Annotated in this window: 13 protein-coding genes and 1 tRNA gene; 9 read left to right on the top strand and 5 right to left on the bottom strand. The window is 68.3% G+C overall.

Annotated features, from left to right (window positions below; genetic code table 11):
- Positions 1 to 215 precede the first annotated feature (215 nt).
- From P3L18_RS20955 to P3L18_RS20975, 5 genes are all read left to right on the top strand, one after another.
- Positions 216 to 308 (top strand) — tRNA-Sec (locus P3L18_RS20955).
- 72 nt (positions 309 to 380) lie between these two features.
- Complete coding sequence (selA, locus tag P3L18_RS20960; RefSeq protein WP_276115126.1) at positions 381 to 1,718, top strand: L-seryl-tRNA(Sec) selenium transferase; 1,338 nt, start codon at positions 381 to 383, stop codon at positions 1,716 to 1,718.
- Positions 1,719 to 1,727: 9 nt separating this feature from the next.
- Complete coding sequence (gene selB, locus P3L18_RS20965) at positions 1,728 to 3,530, top strand: selenocysteine-specific translation elongation factor (RefSeq protein WP_276115127.1); 1,803 nt, start codon at positions 1,728 to 1,730, stop codon at positions 3,528 to 3,530.
- An 85-nt stretch (positions 3,531 to 3,615) separates the two neighbouring features.
- On the top strand, positions 3,616 to 5,001 hold the full coding sequence (gene radA, locus P3L18_RS20970; protein ID WP_276115128.1) for a DNA repair protein RadA: 1,386 nt from the start codon (positions 3,616 to 3,618) through the stop codon (positions 4,999 to 5,001).
- A 198-nt stretch (positions 5,002 to 5,199) separates the two neighbouring features.
- On the top strand, positions 5,200 to 6,168 hold the full coding sequence (locus tag P3L18_RS20975) for an alpha/beta hydrolase family protein (protein ID WP_079928787.1): 969 nt from the start codon (positions 5,200 to 5,202) through the stop codon (positions 6,166 to 6,168).
- Positions 6,169 to 6,181: 13 nt separating this feature from the next.
- Here P3L18_RS20975 and P3L18_RS20980 read toward each other — a convergent pair whose 3' ends face one another.
- On the bottom strand, positions 6,182 to 6,754 hold the full coding sequence (locus tag P3L18_RS20980; protein WP_276115129.1) for a PaaI family thioesterase: 573 nt from the start codon (positions 6,752 to 6,754) through the stop codon (positions 6,182 to 6,184).
- Between the two features lie 74 nt (positions 6,755 to 6,828).
- On the opposite strand from P3L18_RS20980, the gene disA reads away from it, so the two are divergent.
- Positions 6,829 to 7,944 carry a DNA integrity scanning diadenylate cyclase DisA gene (gene disA / locus P3L18_RS20985; protein ID WP_006372018.1) on the top strand — a complete coding sequence of 372 codons (1,116 nt, stop codon included), beginning with the start codon at positions 6,829 to 6,831 and terminating at the stop codon, positions 7,942 to 7,944.
- Positions 7,945 to 7,961: 17 nt separating this feature from the next.
- On the opposite strand, the gene P3L18_RS20990 is transcribed toward disA, so the two are convergent.
- Positions 7,962 to 9,077, bottom strand: coding sequence for a CoA transferase (locus P3L18_RS20990; RefSeq protein WP_276115130.1), 1,116 nt, complete (start codon positions 9,075 to 9,077; stop codon positions 7,962 to 7,964).
- Positions 9,074 to 10,264, bottom strand: a complete 1,191-nt coding sequence (locus P3L18_RS20995; protein ID WP_211543674.1) for an acyl-CoA dehydrogenase family protein — start codon at positions 10,262 to 10,264, stop codon at positions 9,074 to 9,076. Before P3L18_RS20995 ends, P3L18_RS20990 begins: the two co-directional genes overlap by 4 nt.
- A gap of 136 nt (positions 10,265 to 10,400) precedes the next feature.
- On the opposite strand from P3L18_RS20995, the gene P3L18_RS21000 reads away from it, so the two are divergent.
- On the top strand, positions 10,401 to 11,432 hold the full coding sequence (locus P3L18_RS21000; RefSeq protein ID WP_276115131.1) for a LacI family DNA-binding transcriptional regulator: 1,032 nt from the start codon (positions 10,401 to 10,403) through the stop codon (positions 11,430 to 11,432).
- Here P3L18_RS21000 and P3L18_RS21005 read toward each other — a convergent pair.
- Complete coding sequence (locus P3L18_RS21005; RefSeq protein WP_006372014.1) at positions 11,429 to 12,193, bottom strand: hypothetical protein; 765 nt, start codon at positions 12,191 to 12,193, stop codon at positions 11,429 to 11,431. The genes P3L18_RS21000 and P3L18_RS21005 overlap by 4 nt on opposite strands.
- A gap of 134 nt (positions 12,194 to 12,327) precedes the next feature.
- A complete protein-coding gene (locus tag P3L18_RS21010; RefSeq protein WP_276115132.1) occupies positions 12,328 to 13,002 on the bottom strand; it encodes a carbonic anhydrase in 675 nt (224 codons plus the stop codon).
- Here P3L18_RS21010 and P3L18_RS21015 point away from each other — a divergent pair.
- Entirely contained in the window at positions 13,001 to 13,897 is an 897-nt protein-coding gene (locus P3L18_RS21015) for an A/G-specific adenine glycosylase (protein ID WP_276115133.1), read from the top strand. The genes P3L18_RS21010 and P3L18_RS21015 overlap by 2 nt on opposite strands.
- 120 nt (positions 13,898 to 14,017) lie before the next feature.
- Positions 14,018 to 15,076, top strand: coding sequence for a hypothetical protein (locus P3L18_RS21020; RefSeq protein ID WP_276115134.1), 1,059 nt, complete (start codon positions 14,018 to 14,020; stop codon positions 15,074 to 15,076).
- Positions 15,077 to 15,152 lie beyond the last annotated feature (76 nt).

The raw sequence follows: 15,152 nt of genomic DNA on the forward strand, positions 1-15,152 counted from the left end.
CGATCACCAACGCAAACACCTCGCCGAGTGGGTGCCGACGCTCTACACCGATCGGAGGGTGGAATGGCGCAACCGGCACACAGGGCAGATCATCGTCACCCACCCGCGGTGACTCCCGGTTCGCCGTGGCGATGCCCGCCCTTCCCGCCCAGCGCGACCACGGTGCTCTAGGTTGGTTACACCGGCATCCGGATCGGCGGCTGCCGGAACGGCACGGAGGCGTATGGGTTCCTGGTGGGCCCCCCGGTCTTCAAAACCGGTGAGATCGAGTATCTCGGTCTGGCGGGTTCGATTCCCGTCCGCCTCCGCCGTGCCGACCGAACGACCGTGCCGACCGAACGACCGTGCCGACCGAACGACCGGACTCGAGGAGGTGTCCAATGGGTGCACCCGATCCTCGTCGACACATCCCTCGTACCGACCACCTACTCGCCGATCCGGACATCGCGCAGGACCGAACTCGTCTGGGCGACAAAGTTGTTCGCGAGGCCATTCGTGAAGCACAGGACGCTGCACGCCGCGGCGAGATCGCACCCACAGATGTTGCCGGTTCACTCATCGAGTCCCTACGTCGACGTCGCCCGTCGAGCGCACGGCCGGTCCTCAACGCCACCGGCGTCATCGTGCACACCAACCTCGGGCGCGCGCCGCTATCGGCCGCGGCCCGAGAAGCGGTGGCGGCATCCGCCGGGTACGTCGACGTCGAACTCGATCTGGCCACCGGCGCCAGATCACGACGCGGCACCGCCACCCGCGAGGCCCTGCTCCGCGCCTGCCCGGCGGCCGGCGACGCCCTCGTCGTCAACAACGGGGCCGCCGCACTGGTGCTGACGACCACCGCGCTCGCGATCGGACGTGAGGTGGTGATGAGCCGCGGCGAGATGATCGAGATCGGCGCGGGCTTCCGGCTCACCGACCTGATGGCGTCCACCGGCGCGCGTCTACACGAGATCGGCACCACCAATCGCACCCATGTGCGCGACTACCTCGACGCCATCGGCCCCGACACCGGCTGCGTGCTCAAGGTGCATCCGAGCAACTTCCGAGTCGAGGGATTCACCAGCGAGGTGAGCCTGCCGCAGCTGCACGAGATCTGCGCCGAGCGCGGCGTGCCGCTGGTCGCCGACCTCGGCTCCGGACTCCTGCACCCCGATCCCCTGCTACCCGACGAACCCGACGCGACCTCGGCGCTACGGGCCGGCGCCGATCTCGTGATCGCCAGCGGCGACAAACTTCTCGGCGGCCCGCAAGCCGGCATCATGCTCGGTGACGCCGACCTCATCACCCGACTCTCCAGACATCCGCTGGCGCGGGCGGTCCGAACCGACAAGCTCACCCTCGCCGCCCTCGAGGCCACCCTCGACGGGCCAACCCCGCCCGTCACCACCGCGCTGCACGCCGACCCGGAAGACCTCCGCCGCCGCGCCGAACACCTTGCGGCACAACTCGACGCACCCGTCGTCGCCCACGACGGCCGGGTTGGCGGGGGTGGCGCCCCCGGTGTCGCGCTACCAGGTTGGGCGATCCGGCTACCCGAACACCTCGCATTCCACCTGCGGACCGGCGACCCGGCGGTGCTGCCCCGTGTGCACGACGGCGCCTGCCTGATCGACCTGCGGTGTATCCCCGAGGCTGACGACGACGCCATCCTCACCGCCGTACGCTCGGCCGTGCATGCCGCCACCACCCGTGCAGCCGATGCCGACGGAAACATTTAGGCCACACAGGTGTTCGTCGTCGCCACCGCCGGTCATGTCGACCACGGCAAGAGCACACTGGTCCGGGCGCTCACCGGGATCGAACCCGACCGATGGGCCGAGGAACGCCGCCGAGGCCTGACCATCGACCTCGGATTTGCCTGGACCACACTGCCTTCCGGTCGCGACGTCGCATTCGTCGACGTCCCCGGCCACGAGCGTTTCCTGGGCAACATGCTCGCCGGCCTCGGGCCCGCGCCGGTCGTGCTGTTCGTCGTGGCCGCCGACGCGGGCTGGCAGGCACAATCCGACGACCATCGCGATGCGATCACCGCACTCGGCATCACCCGAGGTCTGGTCGTGCTCACCAGGTCGGATCTCGCTGCGCCCGAACAGATCACGAAAACCCTGACCGAGACGCGCGCCGGACTCGCCGACACCGGACTCGCCGACGCGCCCGCGGTGACCGTCTCGGCCGTGCGGGGCACCGGGCTGACCGAGCTGCGCGCCGCACTCGACGAGATTCTCGCCGGATCACCGGCAGCACCTACCGATGCCCCGATCCGGTTGTGGATCGACCGGTCGTTCACCGTCTCCGGCGCAGGCACCGTGGTCACCGGGACGCTCTCTGCGGGGACCGTGACGGTCGGCGACACCCTCGATCTCCCGACCGCGCAACGCATCCGACGCGTCGCCGTTCGTACCATCCAGAGCGAAGAGCGAACCCTTCCCTCCATCGGGCCGGTCAGCCGGGTCGCACTGAATCTCCGCGGCATCGACTCCGACGAGATCGCCCGCGGCGACGTGCTGCTCTCCACCGACACCTGGCGGCGCACCGACGTCGTCGACATCCGACGCGTCAGCGGTGACGAGTTCACCGATGCACCAACACATCTCACCGCCCACATCGGCAGCGCCGCATTGCCGGTACGGTTGCGCCCGCTCGGCACCGACCACGGGCGACTCACCCTCGACCGGCCACTCCCGTTGATCGTCGGCGACCGGATCGTGTTACGCGACCCCGGAACCCGCATCGTCGGCGGCGGACAGGTCGTCGACGCCGAGCCGCCACCGCTGAGCCGCCGCGGTGACGCCGCCCGGCGCGCCGCGAGCCTCGCGGCCCGACGACCGACCGACGACCTGCGCTCCGAGGTCACCCGACGCGGCTCGGTCACCGTCGCCCACCTGCGCCGACTCGGCCTGCTCGATCCGGTCGCGGAACCGGGCACACCACCCGAGGGCGTGCTCGTCGTCGGTGACCGCTGGGTCGATGCCGACGACCTCGCCGCCCGCGCACGCCGACTACGGACGGCGGTGCAGGCGCTGCACCGCGAGGACCCGCTGGCTGCGGGGGTCTCCCGCGCCGCGGCGCCGGATCTGCTCGGCCTGCCCGACGACGCCGCACTCCTCGACGCGGTGATCTCCGCGGCGGGCGTCGAGACGACACACGGCTATCTGGCGATGCCCGACCGGAGCACCGATCTCGGCCCTGCCGAGCCGGCGATCTCGGCCGTCGAACGACGTCTCGCCGACGATCCGTTCGCCGCACCTGAGGCCGACGACCTCGCCGCGCTCGCCCTCGGCGACCGCGAGCTGGCCGCCGCGGATCGTACGGGCCGCCTTCTGCGCCTCGGATCGGGTGTGGTGCTGGCGCCGTCCGCACCCGCCCTGGCCATGCGCAGCCTGGCACGACTGCCGCAGCCGTTCACCACCAGCGAGGCCCGTCAGGCGCTGCACACCACCCGCCGCGTGGTGATACCGCTGCTCGAACACCTCGACGCGCGCGGCTGGACCCGTCGTCTCGACGCCGGCCACCGTGAGGTGATCCGGTGACCTGCGACCGGTCCGCAACGACCGCGAGGCGCGCCGATTCTGTCGGACCCCGGTTCTGTCGGACCCCGCCCGTAGGCTGACCTCCGTGGCAAAACCGAAGTCGAGCTTCCGCTGCAGCGAGTGCGGTCATCAGGTCCCCAAATGGGTGGGACGCTGCGCCGAATGCAACGCCTGGGGCACCTTCGACGAGGTCACCACCATCAGTACACCCGGCGGGGCCACCACGACGGTCACCCCGACCAGCCCGGCCGTACCCATCACCGCCGTCGATGCCGCCACGTCAACGGCGATCCCCACCGGGATCGACGAGTTCGACCGCGTCCTCGGGCGCGGGGTGGTGCCCGGCTCGGTGATCCTGCTCGCCGGTGAGCCGGGTGTCGGCAAATCCACGCTGCTGCTCGAGACCGTCAAACACTGGGCGGCCAGTGGCCGGCGCGCGCTCTACATCACCGGCGAGGAATCCGCCGGACAGGTGCGCATGCGCGCCGAACGGACCGACGCGGTGCACGAGAACATCTACCTCGCCGCCGAATCCGACCTCGCCACCATCCTCGGCCACGTCGACGACGTCGCCCCGTCCCTGGTCATCATCGACTCGGTACAGACCGTGGTGGCCACCGGCACCGACGGCGTGACCGGTGGTGTCACCCAGATCCGCGCGGTCACCACGGCCCTGGTGTCGCTGGCCAAGAATCGCGGTGTGGCGATCATCCTGGTCGGCCACGTCACCAAGGACGGCGCCGTCGCGGGCCCGCGGTCGCTCGAGCACCTCGTCGACGTGGTCCTGTCGTTCGAGGGCGACCGGCACTCGTCGCTGCGGATGGTGCGCGGCATCAAGAACCGCTTCGGCGCCTCCGACGAGGTCGGATGCTTCGAACAACGTGACGACGGCATCCATCAGGTCAGCGATCCCTCGGGAATCTTTGTCCACCAACACGATTCCGATGTCAATGGGTCGGCGACCCTGGTCACCATGGACGGCAAGCGGGCGCTCGCGGGCGAGATCCAGGCACTGACCACGACGACGAACATGGCCACCCCACGCCGCGCCGTCTCCGGGCTAGACTCGCCTCGCGTCGCGATGATCCTCGCGGTCCTGCAGAGCACACTCGAGGTGCCCGTCCACGAACGTGAGGTGTACGCGGCGACCGTCGGCGGGATGCGCGTGACCGAACCCGCCGCCGACCTCGCCATCGCGCTGGCGGTGTTCTCGTCGATGACCAAGCGACCGATCCCCCGGACCACCGCCGTCATCGGCGAGGTCGGGCTGGCCGGTGAGGTACGACGCGTCTCCGCCGTGGCCCGCCGCGTCGGGGAGGCCAAGAGACTGGGATTCAAGCACGTACTGATCCCCACCGGCACCACCGAGAAGATCCCCGGCGGCATCAAGGTCACCCGCGTCGCCACACTCGCCGATGCGTCGGCGGCGGCATTCACGGCGACGCTGCGTGTCGTCGACGCACCTTTTTGACAAATGCACCGAAATGCACATTGAGAATTGTCTGAGAATTGACACCGAAAATGCCTGATCACCAGGTCATGTCCCGCGTTTTGGGTGTTTTGCCGGATATGGACGAGTAACAAGATCATAACAGTGCAGGTAGCGTGTCGGATCGTCACACCTGTGATTTCGTGACGCTCCATCCCTCTTCGTCGAAGTGAGTTGTGAATGTCCTCGAGGCGAATCGCGTCGGTTCTGCTGACCGCCCTGCTCACCGCCTGCGCCCTGCTCGCGGGCACGTCCACCGCGTCGGCATGGGGGCCGCCCGCCTCGCAGGTCCGCGGTTTCATCAACGCGACGATCAACAACTACGGCATGGATCACCCGGTGTGGGTGCGGGCGTGGCCGTCCCAGACCACCGCGCCGTCGAAGGCGCCGACCATCATCTTCCTCGACGGCCTGCGCGCCACCAATGACTACAACGGGTGGGAACGCGAAACCAACGTCGCCTACCTGTCGCAGCGTGGCTACAACGTGGTCATGCCGATCGGTGGCCAGTCCTCGTTCTACGCCGACTGGAATGCCCCGAGCCCCACGGCCGGCCAGGTGCACCCGTACCGCTGGGAGACGGTGCTCAAGAACAGCCTGCCGCAATTCCTCGACGCCCACGGCTTCCACAACCGCACCCTCGTCGGGCTGTCGATGTCGGCGAGCCAGGCCGTGATGATCGGCAACGAGCGCCGCGACCTGTACTCGCGGGTGGTCTCGATGTCGGGGTTCATGAACATCGTCGCCACCGGCATGCAGACGATGATGCGCGGCGCCGCCTGGGATGCCGGGCACTACGACCTCAACGACATGTGGGGCTGGTTCCCGAATCTGCAGGCATTCCAGCATTCCCCGACCGAGAACCTGCCGTCGATGAACGGCCTGCACCTGTGGATGTATGCGGGTACGGGCGTGTGGGGCGACCACCAGCCCCCGGGCGCCAACAACACCGACTTCTTCATCACCGGCCTCAACTCGACGGCGATCGAATCGGTTGCCGGTGAACAGAGCCGCACCTTCGCCCTCGCCGCCCCGGCCTTCGGCGTCAAGCTGCGCACCGACTTCCCGCTGACCGGCACCCACGCCTGGGGCTACTGGCAGCAGGCGATCTGGAACATCTACAACGCGGGCTGGTTCAAGAACGGCTGAGCGGGGCGCCCCGTCACGGCCTCGAGAGCCGCTGCTTGTACTCGTCGGGCATCTGACTGCGCTCGACGTGGTCGGCGAAGTGCTCACGCGCGTTGATCGACACGAAGATCGAATGGCCAACGGCGACCGGCCTTTCCGGATCGCCGATGTGACCGAGCGCCTCGACGTAGATCTTGCGTCGCTGACGGCCGAGCAACCGGGCGCTCAGTTGCAGCCGCGAGCCGACCGGGACGGGCGCAAGGAAGTCCACCTCGAGGTGCACGGTCACCGCCGACGGCCCGACGAGTAGCGGAGCGGTACCCATCACCTCGTCGAACGCGGTCGAGAGCACACCGCCGTGGATCACTCCGGGACCACCTTCCATCCACGGTTCGACGTCCATCTCGGTCTCCACGGTGAAACCTTCGCCCGCCCGGACCACCAGATGCAGCCCGCGGGGCGCGTCCTCGCCACATCCCAGGCACATCGGGTTGTGCATTCGGATGGGCTCACCCGGTCCGGCGGCCTTCGGATGACGCGTCATGGCCTCGATGTCGGCGGGCACGACGAATCCACCGGGCCGATCGGGACGAGAATGGGTGCTCACGTCCCGTTACCCTAGTCATGCCGATTCCCGCACGTGTCAGGTGATCGGACGCGATGACGCAGGAAGGGACAACGATGGTCGAGGGAGCCAGAACCGACCAGTACGGGCGCACCGACGCCGGGCGCTCGGAACTGATCAAGGAAACGCTGGCCCGCGTGGCACCCGGCACCGGTCTGCGCGACGGTCTCGAACGCATCCTGCGCGGCGGTACCGGAGCGTTGATCGTGCTCGGCCACGACTCCGACGTCGAGAAGATCTGTGACGGCGGCTTCCAGCTCGACGTCGAATTCGCCCCGACGCGTCTGCGGGAGCTCGCCAAGATGGACGGTGCGGTGGTGCTCTCCACCGACGGCAAACGCATCGTCCGCGCGAATGTACAACTGGTGCCCGATCCGTCGATTCCCACCGAGGAGTCCGGAACGCGCCACCGCGCCGCCGAACGCACCGCCATCCAGACCGGGTATCCGGTGATCTCGGTGAGCGCGTCGATGTCGATCGTCAGCGTCTACGCCGAAGGGGTGCGACGCGTCGTCGAGAGCCCCGACCCGATCCTCTCGCGCGCCAACGTGGCGCTGTCGACACTCGAGCGCTACAAGGCTCGCCTCGACGAGGTGATCTCGGCGCTCGGCCGCGCCGAGATCGAGGACTACGTCCTGCTGCGTGACGCGATGTCGACGGCACAGCGGATGGAGATGGTCCGCCGGGTGGGTGTCGAGATCGAGGAATACGTCCTGGAACTGGGCACCAACGGACGACAGGTGAGTCTGCAACTCGAGGAGTTGATCTCCGAGAACGACACCGTCCGCGAGTTGCTGGTCCGCGACTACTACGCCAGCCCCGAGCCGGCGACCACCGAGGAGGTGCACCACACCCTGGAGACGGTCGAGGCGCTCTCCGACGCCGACCTCCTGGATCTCACACTGCTGGCCGGTGCCTTCGGCTACCCGACCACCATCGAGGCCCAGGACACCGCGATGAGCCCACGCGGCTACCGCATGCTGGCCCGGATCTCACGGCTGCAGTTCGCCCACGTCGACCGGCTGGTCCGCAGCTTCGGCACCTTGCAGGCGCTGCTGGCCTCCTCGGCTGCCGACCTGCAGGCCGTCGAGGGCATCGGCAGTATCTGGGCCCGACACATCCGCGAGGGCCTGTCGCGGCTGGCCGAGTCGAGCATCGAGCGCTACGACTAACCGGCGCCGGTCTTCGCCTACCGGTCGTCCTCGCCCAACCGCGGCGGCGCCGTTCGGTAGGTGGGTGGCGTCGCGCTCATTCGAATGGGGTTGGCGATCTGCGTGATCGGGCCGTCGCGCCGGGGATCATCGATCTCGACGACCGGCGCGAGCCCGAGTCGCTCGGCGAGTGCGATCGCATCGGCGACGTCGTTGAGCGGTCCGCATGGCACCCCGCGCTTGGTGAGCACGGTGAACCAGGCGTCGGCGGTGTCATGTGACAGTGCCTCATTGAGCAGCCCGACCAGGTCATCGCGGTGTGCCACCCGAGCCTTGTTGGTCGAAAAGCGTTTGTCGGCAGCCAGATCGGGCTGCCCCAGCACATCGGCGAGCGCGGCGAACTGCCGGTCGTTGCCGACGGCGAGCACCAGTGGCCGGTCGGCCGTCGAGAACACCTCGTACGGCGTGATGCTCGGGTGCCTGTTCCCCATGGCGTGCGGCACCACACCCGCGGCCACATACGCCGACGACTGGTTGACCAGGGCCGAAAGCAATGACGAGAGCAGGTTCACCTCGATGCGCTGGCCCTGGCCGGTCACATCCCGATGACGCAGCGCAGCAAGGATACCCACCGCGGCGTGCAGACCGGTGATGACGTCGACCATCGCGACACCGACCTTGGTCGGGGTGTCGGCGTCGGGTCCGGTGATGCTCATCAGGCCTCCGACCGCCTGAATCAGCAGATCATAGCCCGGCAACTGATTGTTGCCGCCGAAGCCGGTGACCGAGCAGTACACGATATCCGGATTACGTTGCGCAACAGCGTCGTATCCGAGACCCAAGCGATCCAGGGTGCCGGGCAGGAAGTTCTCGACGACGACGTCGGCCCGATCGGTCAGCTCGCGGGCGGCGGCCAGCCCGGCGGGATCGGCGAGGTCGAGGGCCACCGACTCCTTGTTGCGGTTGACCGACAAGAAGTACGACGAGTCCTCACCGACCCACGGCGGACCCCAACTGCGCGTGTCGTCGCCGGTGCCGGGTCGCTCGACCTTGATGACCTCGGCACCGAGGTCGGCGAGCAGCATCGTGGCGTACGGACCGGCCAGGACCCGACCGAAGTCGGCGATGACCAGCCCGTCCAGGGCGCCCGTCACCGGAACGCGCCCTCCCCGGTCAGTGCTTTGCCGATGGTCAGTTGATGCACCTCCGAGGTGCCCTCGTAGGTGAGTACCGATTCGAGGTTGTTGGCGTGCCGGATCACCGGGTATTCCAGGGTGATCCCGTTGGCGCCCAGAATGGTTCGGCACTCACGAGCGATCGCGATCGCCTCACGCACATTGTTGAGCTTGCCGGTGCTGACCTGTTCGGGGCGCAGTTCGCCACGGTCCTTGAGCCGGCCGAGGTGATAGGCGAGCAGATGCCCCTTGCCGACCTCGAGCGCCATGTCGGCGATCTTGGTCTGCGTGATCTGATATGCCGCAAGCGGTTTGTCGAACACGGCGCGTGACTGCGCGTATTCGACGGCCGTTTCCAGGCAGTCGCGGGCGGCACCGATCGCACCGAAGATGATGCCGAAGCGCGCCTCGCCCAGGCTCGTGAGCGGCCCGCGGAGTCCGGCGGCCTCCGGCAGCATCGCCGACGCCGGCAACCGCACGTCGTCGAGCACCAACTCGGAGGTGACCGAGGCCCGCAGTGACATCTTCTTCGTGATCTCCGGTGCCGAGAACCCCGGGGTGTCGGTCGGGACGACGAATCCCCGGATGCCGCGCGGGGATTCCTCGAGATCGGTCTGCGCCCACACCACCGCGACATCGGCGATCGACCCGTTGGTGATCCACATCTTGGTGCCGTTCAGTACCCAGTCGTCGCCGTCACGTTTGGCGTTGGTGCGCATCCCCGCGGGATTCGACCCGAAGTCCGGCTCAGTCAGCCCGAAGCATCCGATGGCCTCGCCGGCGGCCATGCGCGGCAACCACTCCTGCTTCTGTTCCTCGCTGCCCCAGTGGTGGATCGAGAACATCGCCAGCGATCCCTGAACCGACACCAGACTGCGGATACCCGAGTCGACGGCCTCGAGTTCGAGGCAGGCCAGGCCGTAGGCGGTCGCACTCGTCCCCGGGCAGCCGTATCCCTCCAGGTGCATGCCGAGGGCGCCGAGCGCTCCGAGTTCCTTCGCCAGCTCACGGGCCGGTAGCGCCCCCTTCTCGAACCAGTCGCCGATGTGCGGCCGCAGCCGCTCCTGACCGAACTTGCGGACGGTGTCGCGGATGGCGATCTCGTCGGCGTCGAGCAGCGAGTCGAGGGCGAACAGTTGCGTGAGGTCCTGAGCGGGCATGGGCATCCTCCTGGCGAGTGCGAGAACCGTGTGCAATCGTTTGGGAGAACGTTTGCACGATCGTTTGCATCACGTAGGCTATGGCGCATCGCCGCATCCGTCAACAAGCGCGCGCCGACCCGAGGAAGGACCACCACCGCCGATGCCAGGACAGTCGTCAGACGGCCGGCCGACGCGTGGCCTGCGGGCACCGACGCTCAAAGAGATCGCCGAGCACGCCGGGGTCCACGTGTCGACGGCGTCGCGGGTATTGCGGCAGCCCGAGCCGGTCGACGGTTGGTCGCCCTCGGCCCAGCGGGTGCGTCGCGCCGCTGAGGAACTCGGCTACCGGCGCAACGTCTGGGCGGCCAGCCTGCGAACCCGCAAGACGACGACTCTCGGGGTCGTGATGACCCGCCTGACCGATGGCGTCGTCGCCACCACCTATCAGGGCATCGACGAAGCCGCCACGCGCGCAGGCTATTCGGTGCTGTTGGCGAGCCCACCTGATGACGCCGACGCCCAACGTGACGCAATCGAGTTGCTCGTCGGCCGCCGGGTCGACGGCCTACTCCTGGGCGGATTACACGCTCCGGCAGCCGAATTCATCGAGTCACTGACGGTGAACGTCCCGATGCTGACGGTCACCCGGCATGCCGACGCCGGCCTGCCCTTCGTCGGCGGGGACGACCGGGGCGGTGGCCGGCTCGCGGCACGACATCTCATCGATCGCGGGTACACCGACCTCGCCGTCATCGGCGGACCCGCACACGCGACCACCGCCACCGACCGGCTCGCCGGATTCCTCGACGGTCTCGGTGAGGTGAGAATCGAGTTGCCGCCCAACAGAATCGTGACGTCGACCTTCGACGTCGACGGCGGTATCGCGGCCGGTCGTCAACTGCTCGACGGTCCCGATCGGCCACGCGCGATCTTCACCGTCTCCGACACCATCGCCATCGGTGTGCTCGGCGTGGCCCGCGACCTCGGCCTGCAGATCCCGGCCGACCTCGCGCTCGTCGGCTACAACGACATCCCCATCGCGGCCCAGCTGCCGGTGCCACTGACGACCGTCGCGTCCCCGGCGCGCCGGATCGGTGAGACCGCGGCTCGTGGCCTGCTCGATCTCATCGAGGGGCGCGACGTCGAATCGGTGCTCCTACCCGTCGAATTGATGGTGCGCGGGACCGGTTAGGGCTGGGCCGGCGCCACGAAATTGAACGTGATCGGCGCCGACTCCTTCTCGCCGAGCTTTCCGATGGCCTGATACGAGCCGGCGGGCACCGGGGTGCGCGGCTTGTCGCAGCCCGGGTTGCTGGTGGTGCCGGACCACGTGATGGTGTCCTTGACCTGCTGCTGCGGCTGCAACACCTGGTTGTTGACGGTGTTGATCTGCGAGCAGTCGCTCGCGGTCCACAGCGTGCGGGTGCCGTCGAGGGTGCGCACGATCACGTTCTGGGCGGCCTTGCCGACATCGCGTGCACATGCGGAGAGTCCCGCATTGGTCACGACGATGGTGAACACCGGCTGGCTACCGGTGGTGTAGGTCGGCTTGTCGGTGTAGAGCACGACGGCGATCGAGTTGTCCGGGCACAGCGGCATGTTCGCGTCGGCAGCCGCAGGATTGCCTCCCGGCGCCGGTGGGGCCGCCGAGCCCGACGGCGACGCGCTCGGGTTGGCACTGCTGTCGGCGGGTGCACCGCCGCCACCACCGCCGGTGCCGCCACCGGACGGCGCCTGCGACGGATCGACCGAGGCATTGGTCGTCGCGGTCGACGGTGTCGTCGATGAGGGAGTCGCCTTGGATGCGGTATTCGACGTGTCGTCACCGCCACCCGATTGCGCCCACACGACCAACCCGACCACCAGGGCGAGGACAGCCACCAGCACACCACCGGCGACGATGCGGCGTCGCCAATAGATCTCGGGTGGGAGTGGCCCTTGCGGTTCGATCACGCCCCAACGCTAACGGCCCCGCCGACCGCCCTCGGCGAGGTCGGTCGGCGTGTCGCATGAAACTTGCGGGGCCGGTGAGGTAACGGGGCCGGTGAGGTAACGGGCATCACGCGCGCACCACGGCCCGCGGGCGCCTAGGCCGATTCTGCTTCAGGGAGTTCGGTGTGCTGCACCGGCAGGACGGCCTGACCGCTCACACCGATGTCGCCGTAGACCCCGCGCAGCTGAACAGCGCCCTCGCTGAGGGCGTACGTCAGCCCGACGATGGCCAGTTTTCCCGCGGCGACACGGTCGGCGATGATCCGGCTGCGCTGCATCAGCAGTTGACCGGTCTCCACGACGTGCCGGGCCTCGAACTCATCGACACGCGTCAGGCCCTCGCTGCGGCCGGCCAGGATGCTGGGCGTCACCCGCTCGACGACGTCGCGGATGTACCCGCCGGGGATCTGCAGGTCGTCGAGCGCGTCGAGGGTCGCCTTGACCGCACCGCAGCTGTCGTGACCGAGGATCACGATCAGCGGCACCTCGAGGACCTCCGCTGCGTACTCGAGCGAGCCGAGGACCGCGGAGTCGAGGACGTGACCGGCGGTGCGAACGACGAACATGTCGCCGAGGCCCTGATCGAAGATGATCTCGGCAGCCAGGCGTGAATCCGCACATCCGAACAGCACGACGTGCGGGTTCTGCCCGGCGGCGAGGCGGTGGCGGTCCTCGATACCCTGGCTGGGATGTTGCGATTCTCCGGCGACGAAACGCCGGTTGCCCTCCAGGAGTACCTGCCATGCACGTTTCGGGGTGAGTCCGATCATGGGAACCAGTCTGCCACCTACCACCGTTCTCGCATGGTTCGATCGCCATGAACGCGATCTGCCCTGGCGTGCGCCCGGGCTTCCGGCCTGGCAGATCCTCATCAGCGAGATCATGTTGCAGCAGACCCCGGTGTCCCGGGTGATCGGCCCGTGGACCGAATGGGTACAGCGCTGGCCCAAGCCGTCGGCGATGGCGGCGTCGAGTCCGGCCGACGTGCTGCGCGCCTGGGGCAAGCTCGGCTATCCCCGCCGTGCGCTGCGTCTGCACGAATGCGCCAAGGTGCTGGCCGCCGACCACGCTGACCGCGTCCCCGAGGACGTCGCGACCATGCTGAGCCTGCCGGGCATCGGCGACTACACGGCACGCGCGGTCGCCTGCTTCGCCTACGGACAGGCGGTGCCCGTCGTCGACACCAATGTGCGACGGGTCATCGCGCGGGCGGTGCACGGCCGGGCCGAACCGGGTAATCCGTCCCGCTCGGATCTCGCCGATGCGGAGGCACTGCTCCCGCGGACCCCGCGTGGATCGTTCGCCCGCACCGCGCCCCGTTACTCGGCGGCGCTGATGGAGTTGGGCGCGCTGGTGTGCACCGCGCGCAACCCGCGCTGCGACGACTGCCCCATCACCGGTTGTGCCTGGGTGACGCTGGGCCGGCCCGCCCATGTGGGACCGCGTCGTCGGGTGCAGAAGTTCGCCGGTACCGACCGCCAGGTGCGCGGACTGCTCCTGGACGTGTTGCGCGACAATGATTTTCCGGTCGATCGGACGCGTCTCGACGCGGTGTGGACCACCGACACCCCGCAGCGCGATCGCGCGCTGGACTCATTGCTCACCGACGGCCTCGTCGAACTCACCGCCGACGGTCGGTACTGCCTGGCGGGTGAGGGCTCGTGAGAGGCCGATTCCGACGCCGGCAACCATCTCCGCCCATCGGAGGACAGATCTCTACAGACCGGATGACACCGTGGGCGCAACTTCACCTGATTGCGGCTTTCACCTGCTAACTTGTCCCCCATGACAGAGCCGCCCAACGAGGGTCCTGACTTCAGCAAGCCGCAACAGCCCGGATACGGTCCGCCGAATCCGCAGGGCCCGGGAACCCCCGATCCCTACGGCTCCACCCAGTACGGGCAGACACCACCCCCGCAGCAGCCGCCGGGCTACGGCCAGCAGCCCCCGTCGTACGGACAGCAGCCTCCCGGATACGGTCAGCAGCCTCCGCCCTACGGACAGCAGCCGGGTTATGGTGCACCCGAATCCGGTGCCCCGGCAGGCGGATACGGTGCGGTGCCGCCGGGCGCCACGCCCCCGCCGTACGGTGCACCCGGTGCCGGGGTACCCGGAGCCCCCGGGGCACCGACGGGCGCTCCGCAGCAGGTCAACATCGGTGAGGCGCTGAGCTGGGCGTGGGCCCAGTTCAAGGCCAACCCCGGACCGATGATCGTGCCGGGACTGATCATGTTCCTCATTGGCGGCGTCATCGCCGCGGTCTATTTCGTGATCCTCGCGGTGTCCTCAACGACCACCACCTACGACAATGGCTACGGTGGCACCTACCAGGTGACGACCAGCAGCCTCGGGGCCGGTGGCCTGCTCCTCGCAATCGTGCTGTATGTGGTCGTTTTCGTCGCAATCATGTATCTGTCGGCGTCGATGATCACCGGCGCGCTCCGCGTGGCCGACGGTCAGCCGGTTTCCGTCGCGACCTTCCTGAAGCCGGATCGCTTCGGCCCCGTTGTCGGCACCGCCATCGTCGTCGGCCTGATCACCGCGGTCGGCCTGGTGCTCTGCATCATCCCCGGTCTGATCGCGATCTTCCTGCTGCAGTTCTCGATCTTCTTCGTCATCGACAAGAAGCTCGGCCTCGGTGCCGCGATGAGCGCATCGACCAACCTGTCGCGCTCATCGGTGTCGAACTCGCTGTTGACGCTCGTGGTTGCCTACGTGCTCTCCTACATCGGCACCATCCTCTGCTACATCGGCCTGATCGTGACGTGGCCGCTCGGGCAGCTGTTCTACGCGCACTGCTACCGCCGACTGACCGGTGGTTATGTCGCTCCGGCGCCGGTGTAGGCGAAAGCCCCTCTCCGCACCGCCCTCTCAATAAAGCACCGACGCCCGTCGTCACCTCACGGTGGCGGCGGGCGTC

The organism is Gordonia sp. N1V, from assembly GCF_029269935.1.
GTDB lineage: Bacteria > Actinomycetota > Actinomycetes > Mycobacteriales > Mycobacteriaceae > Gordonia > Gordonia polyisoprenivorans.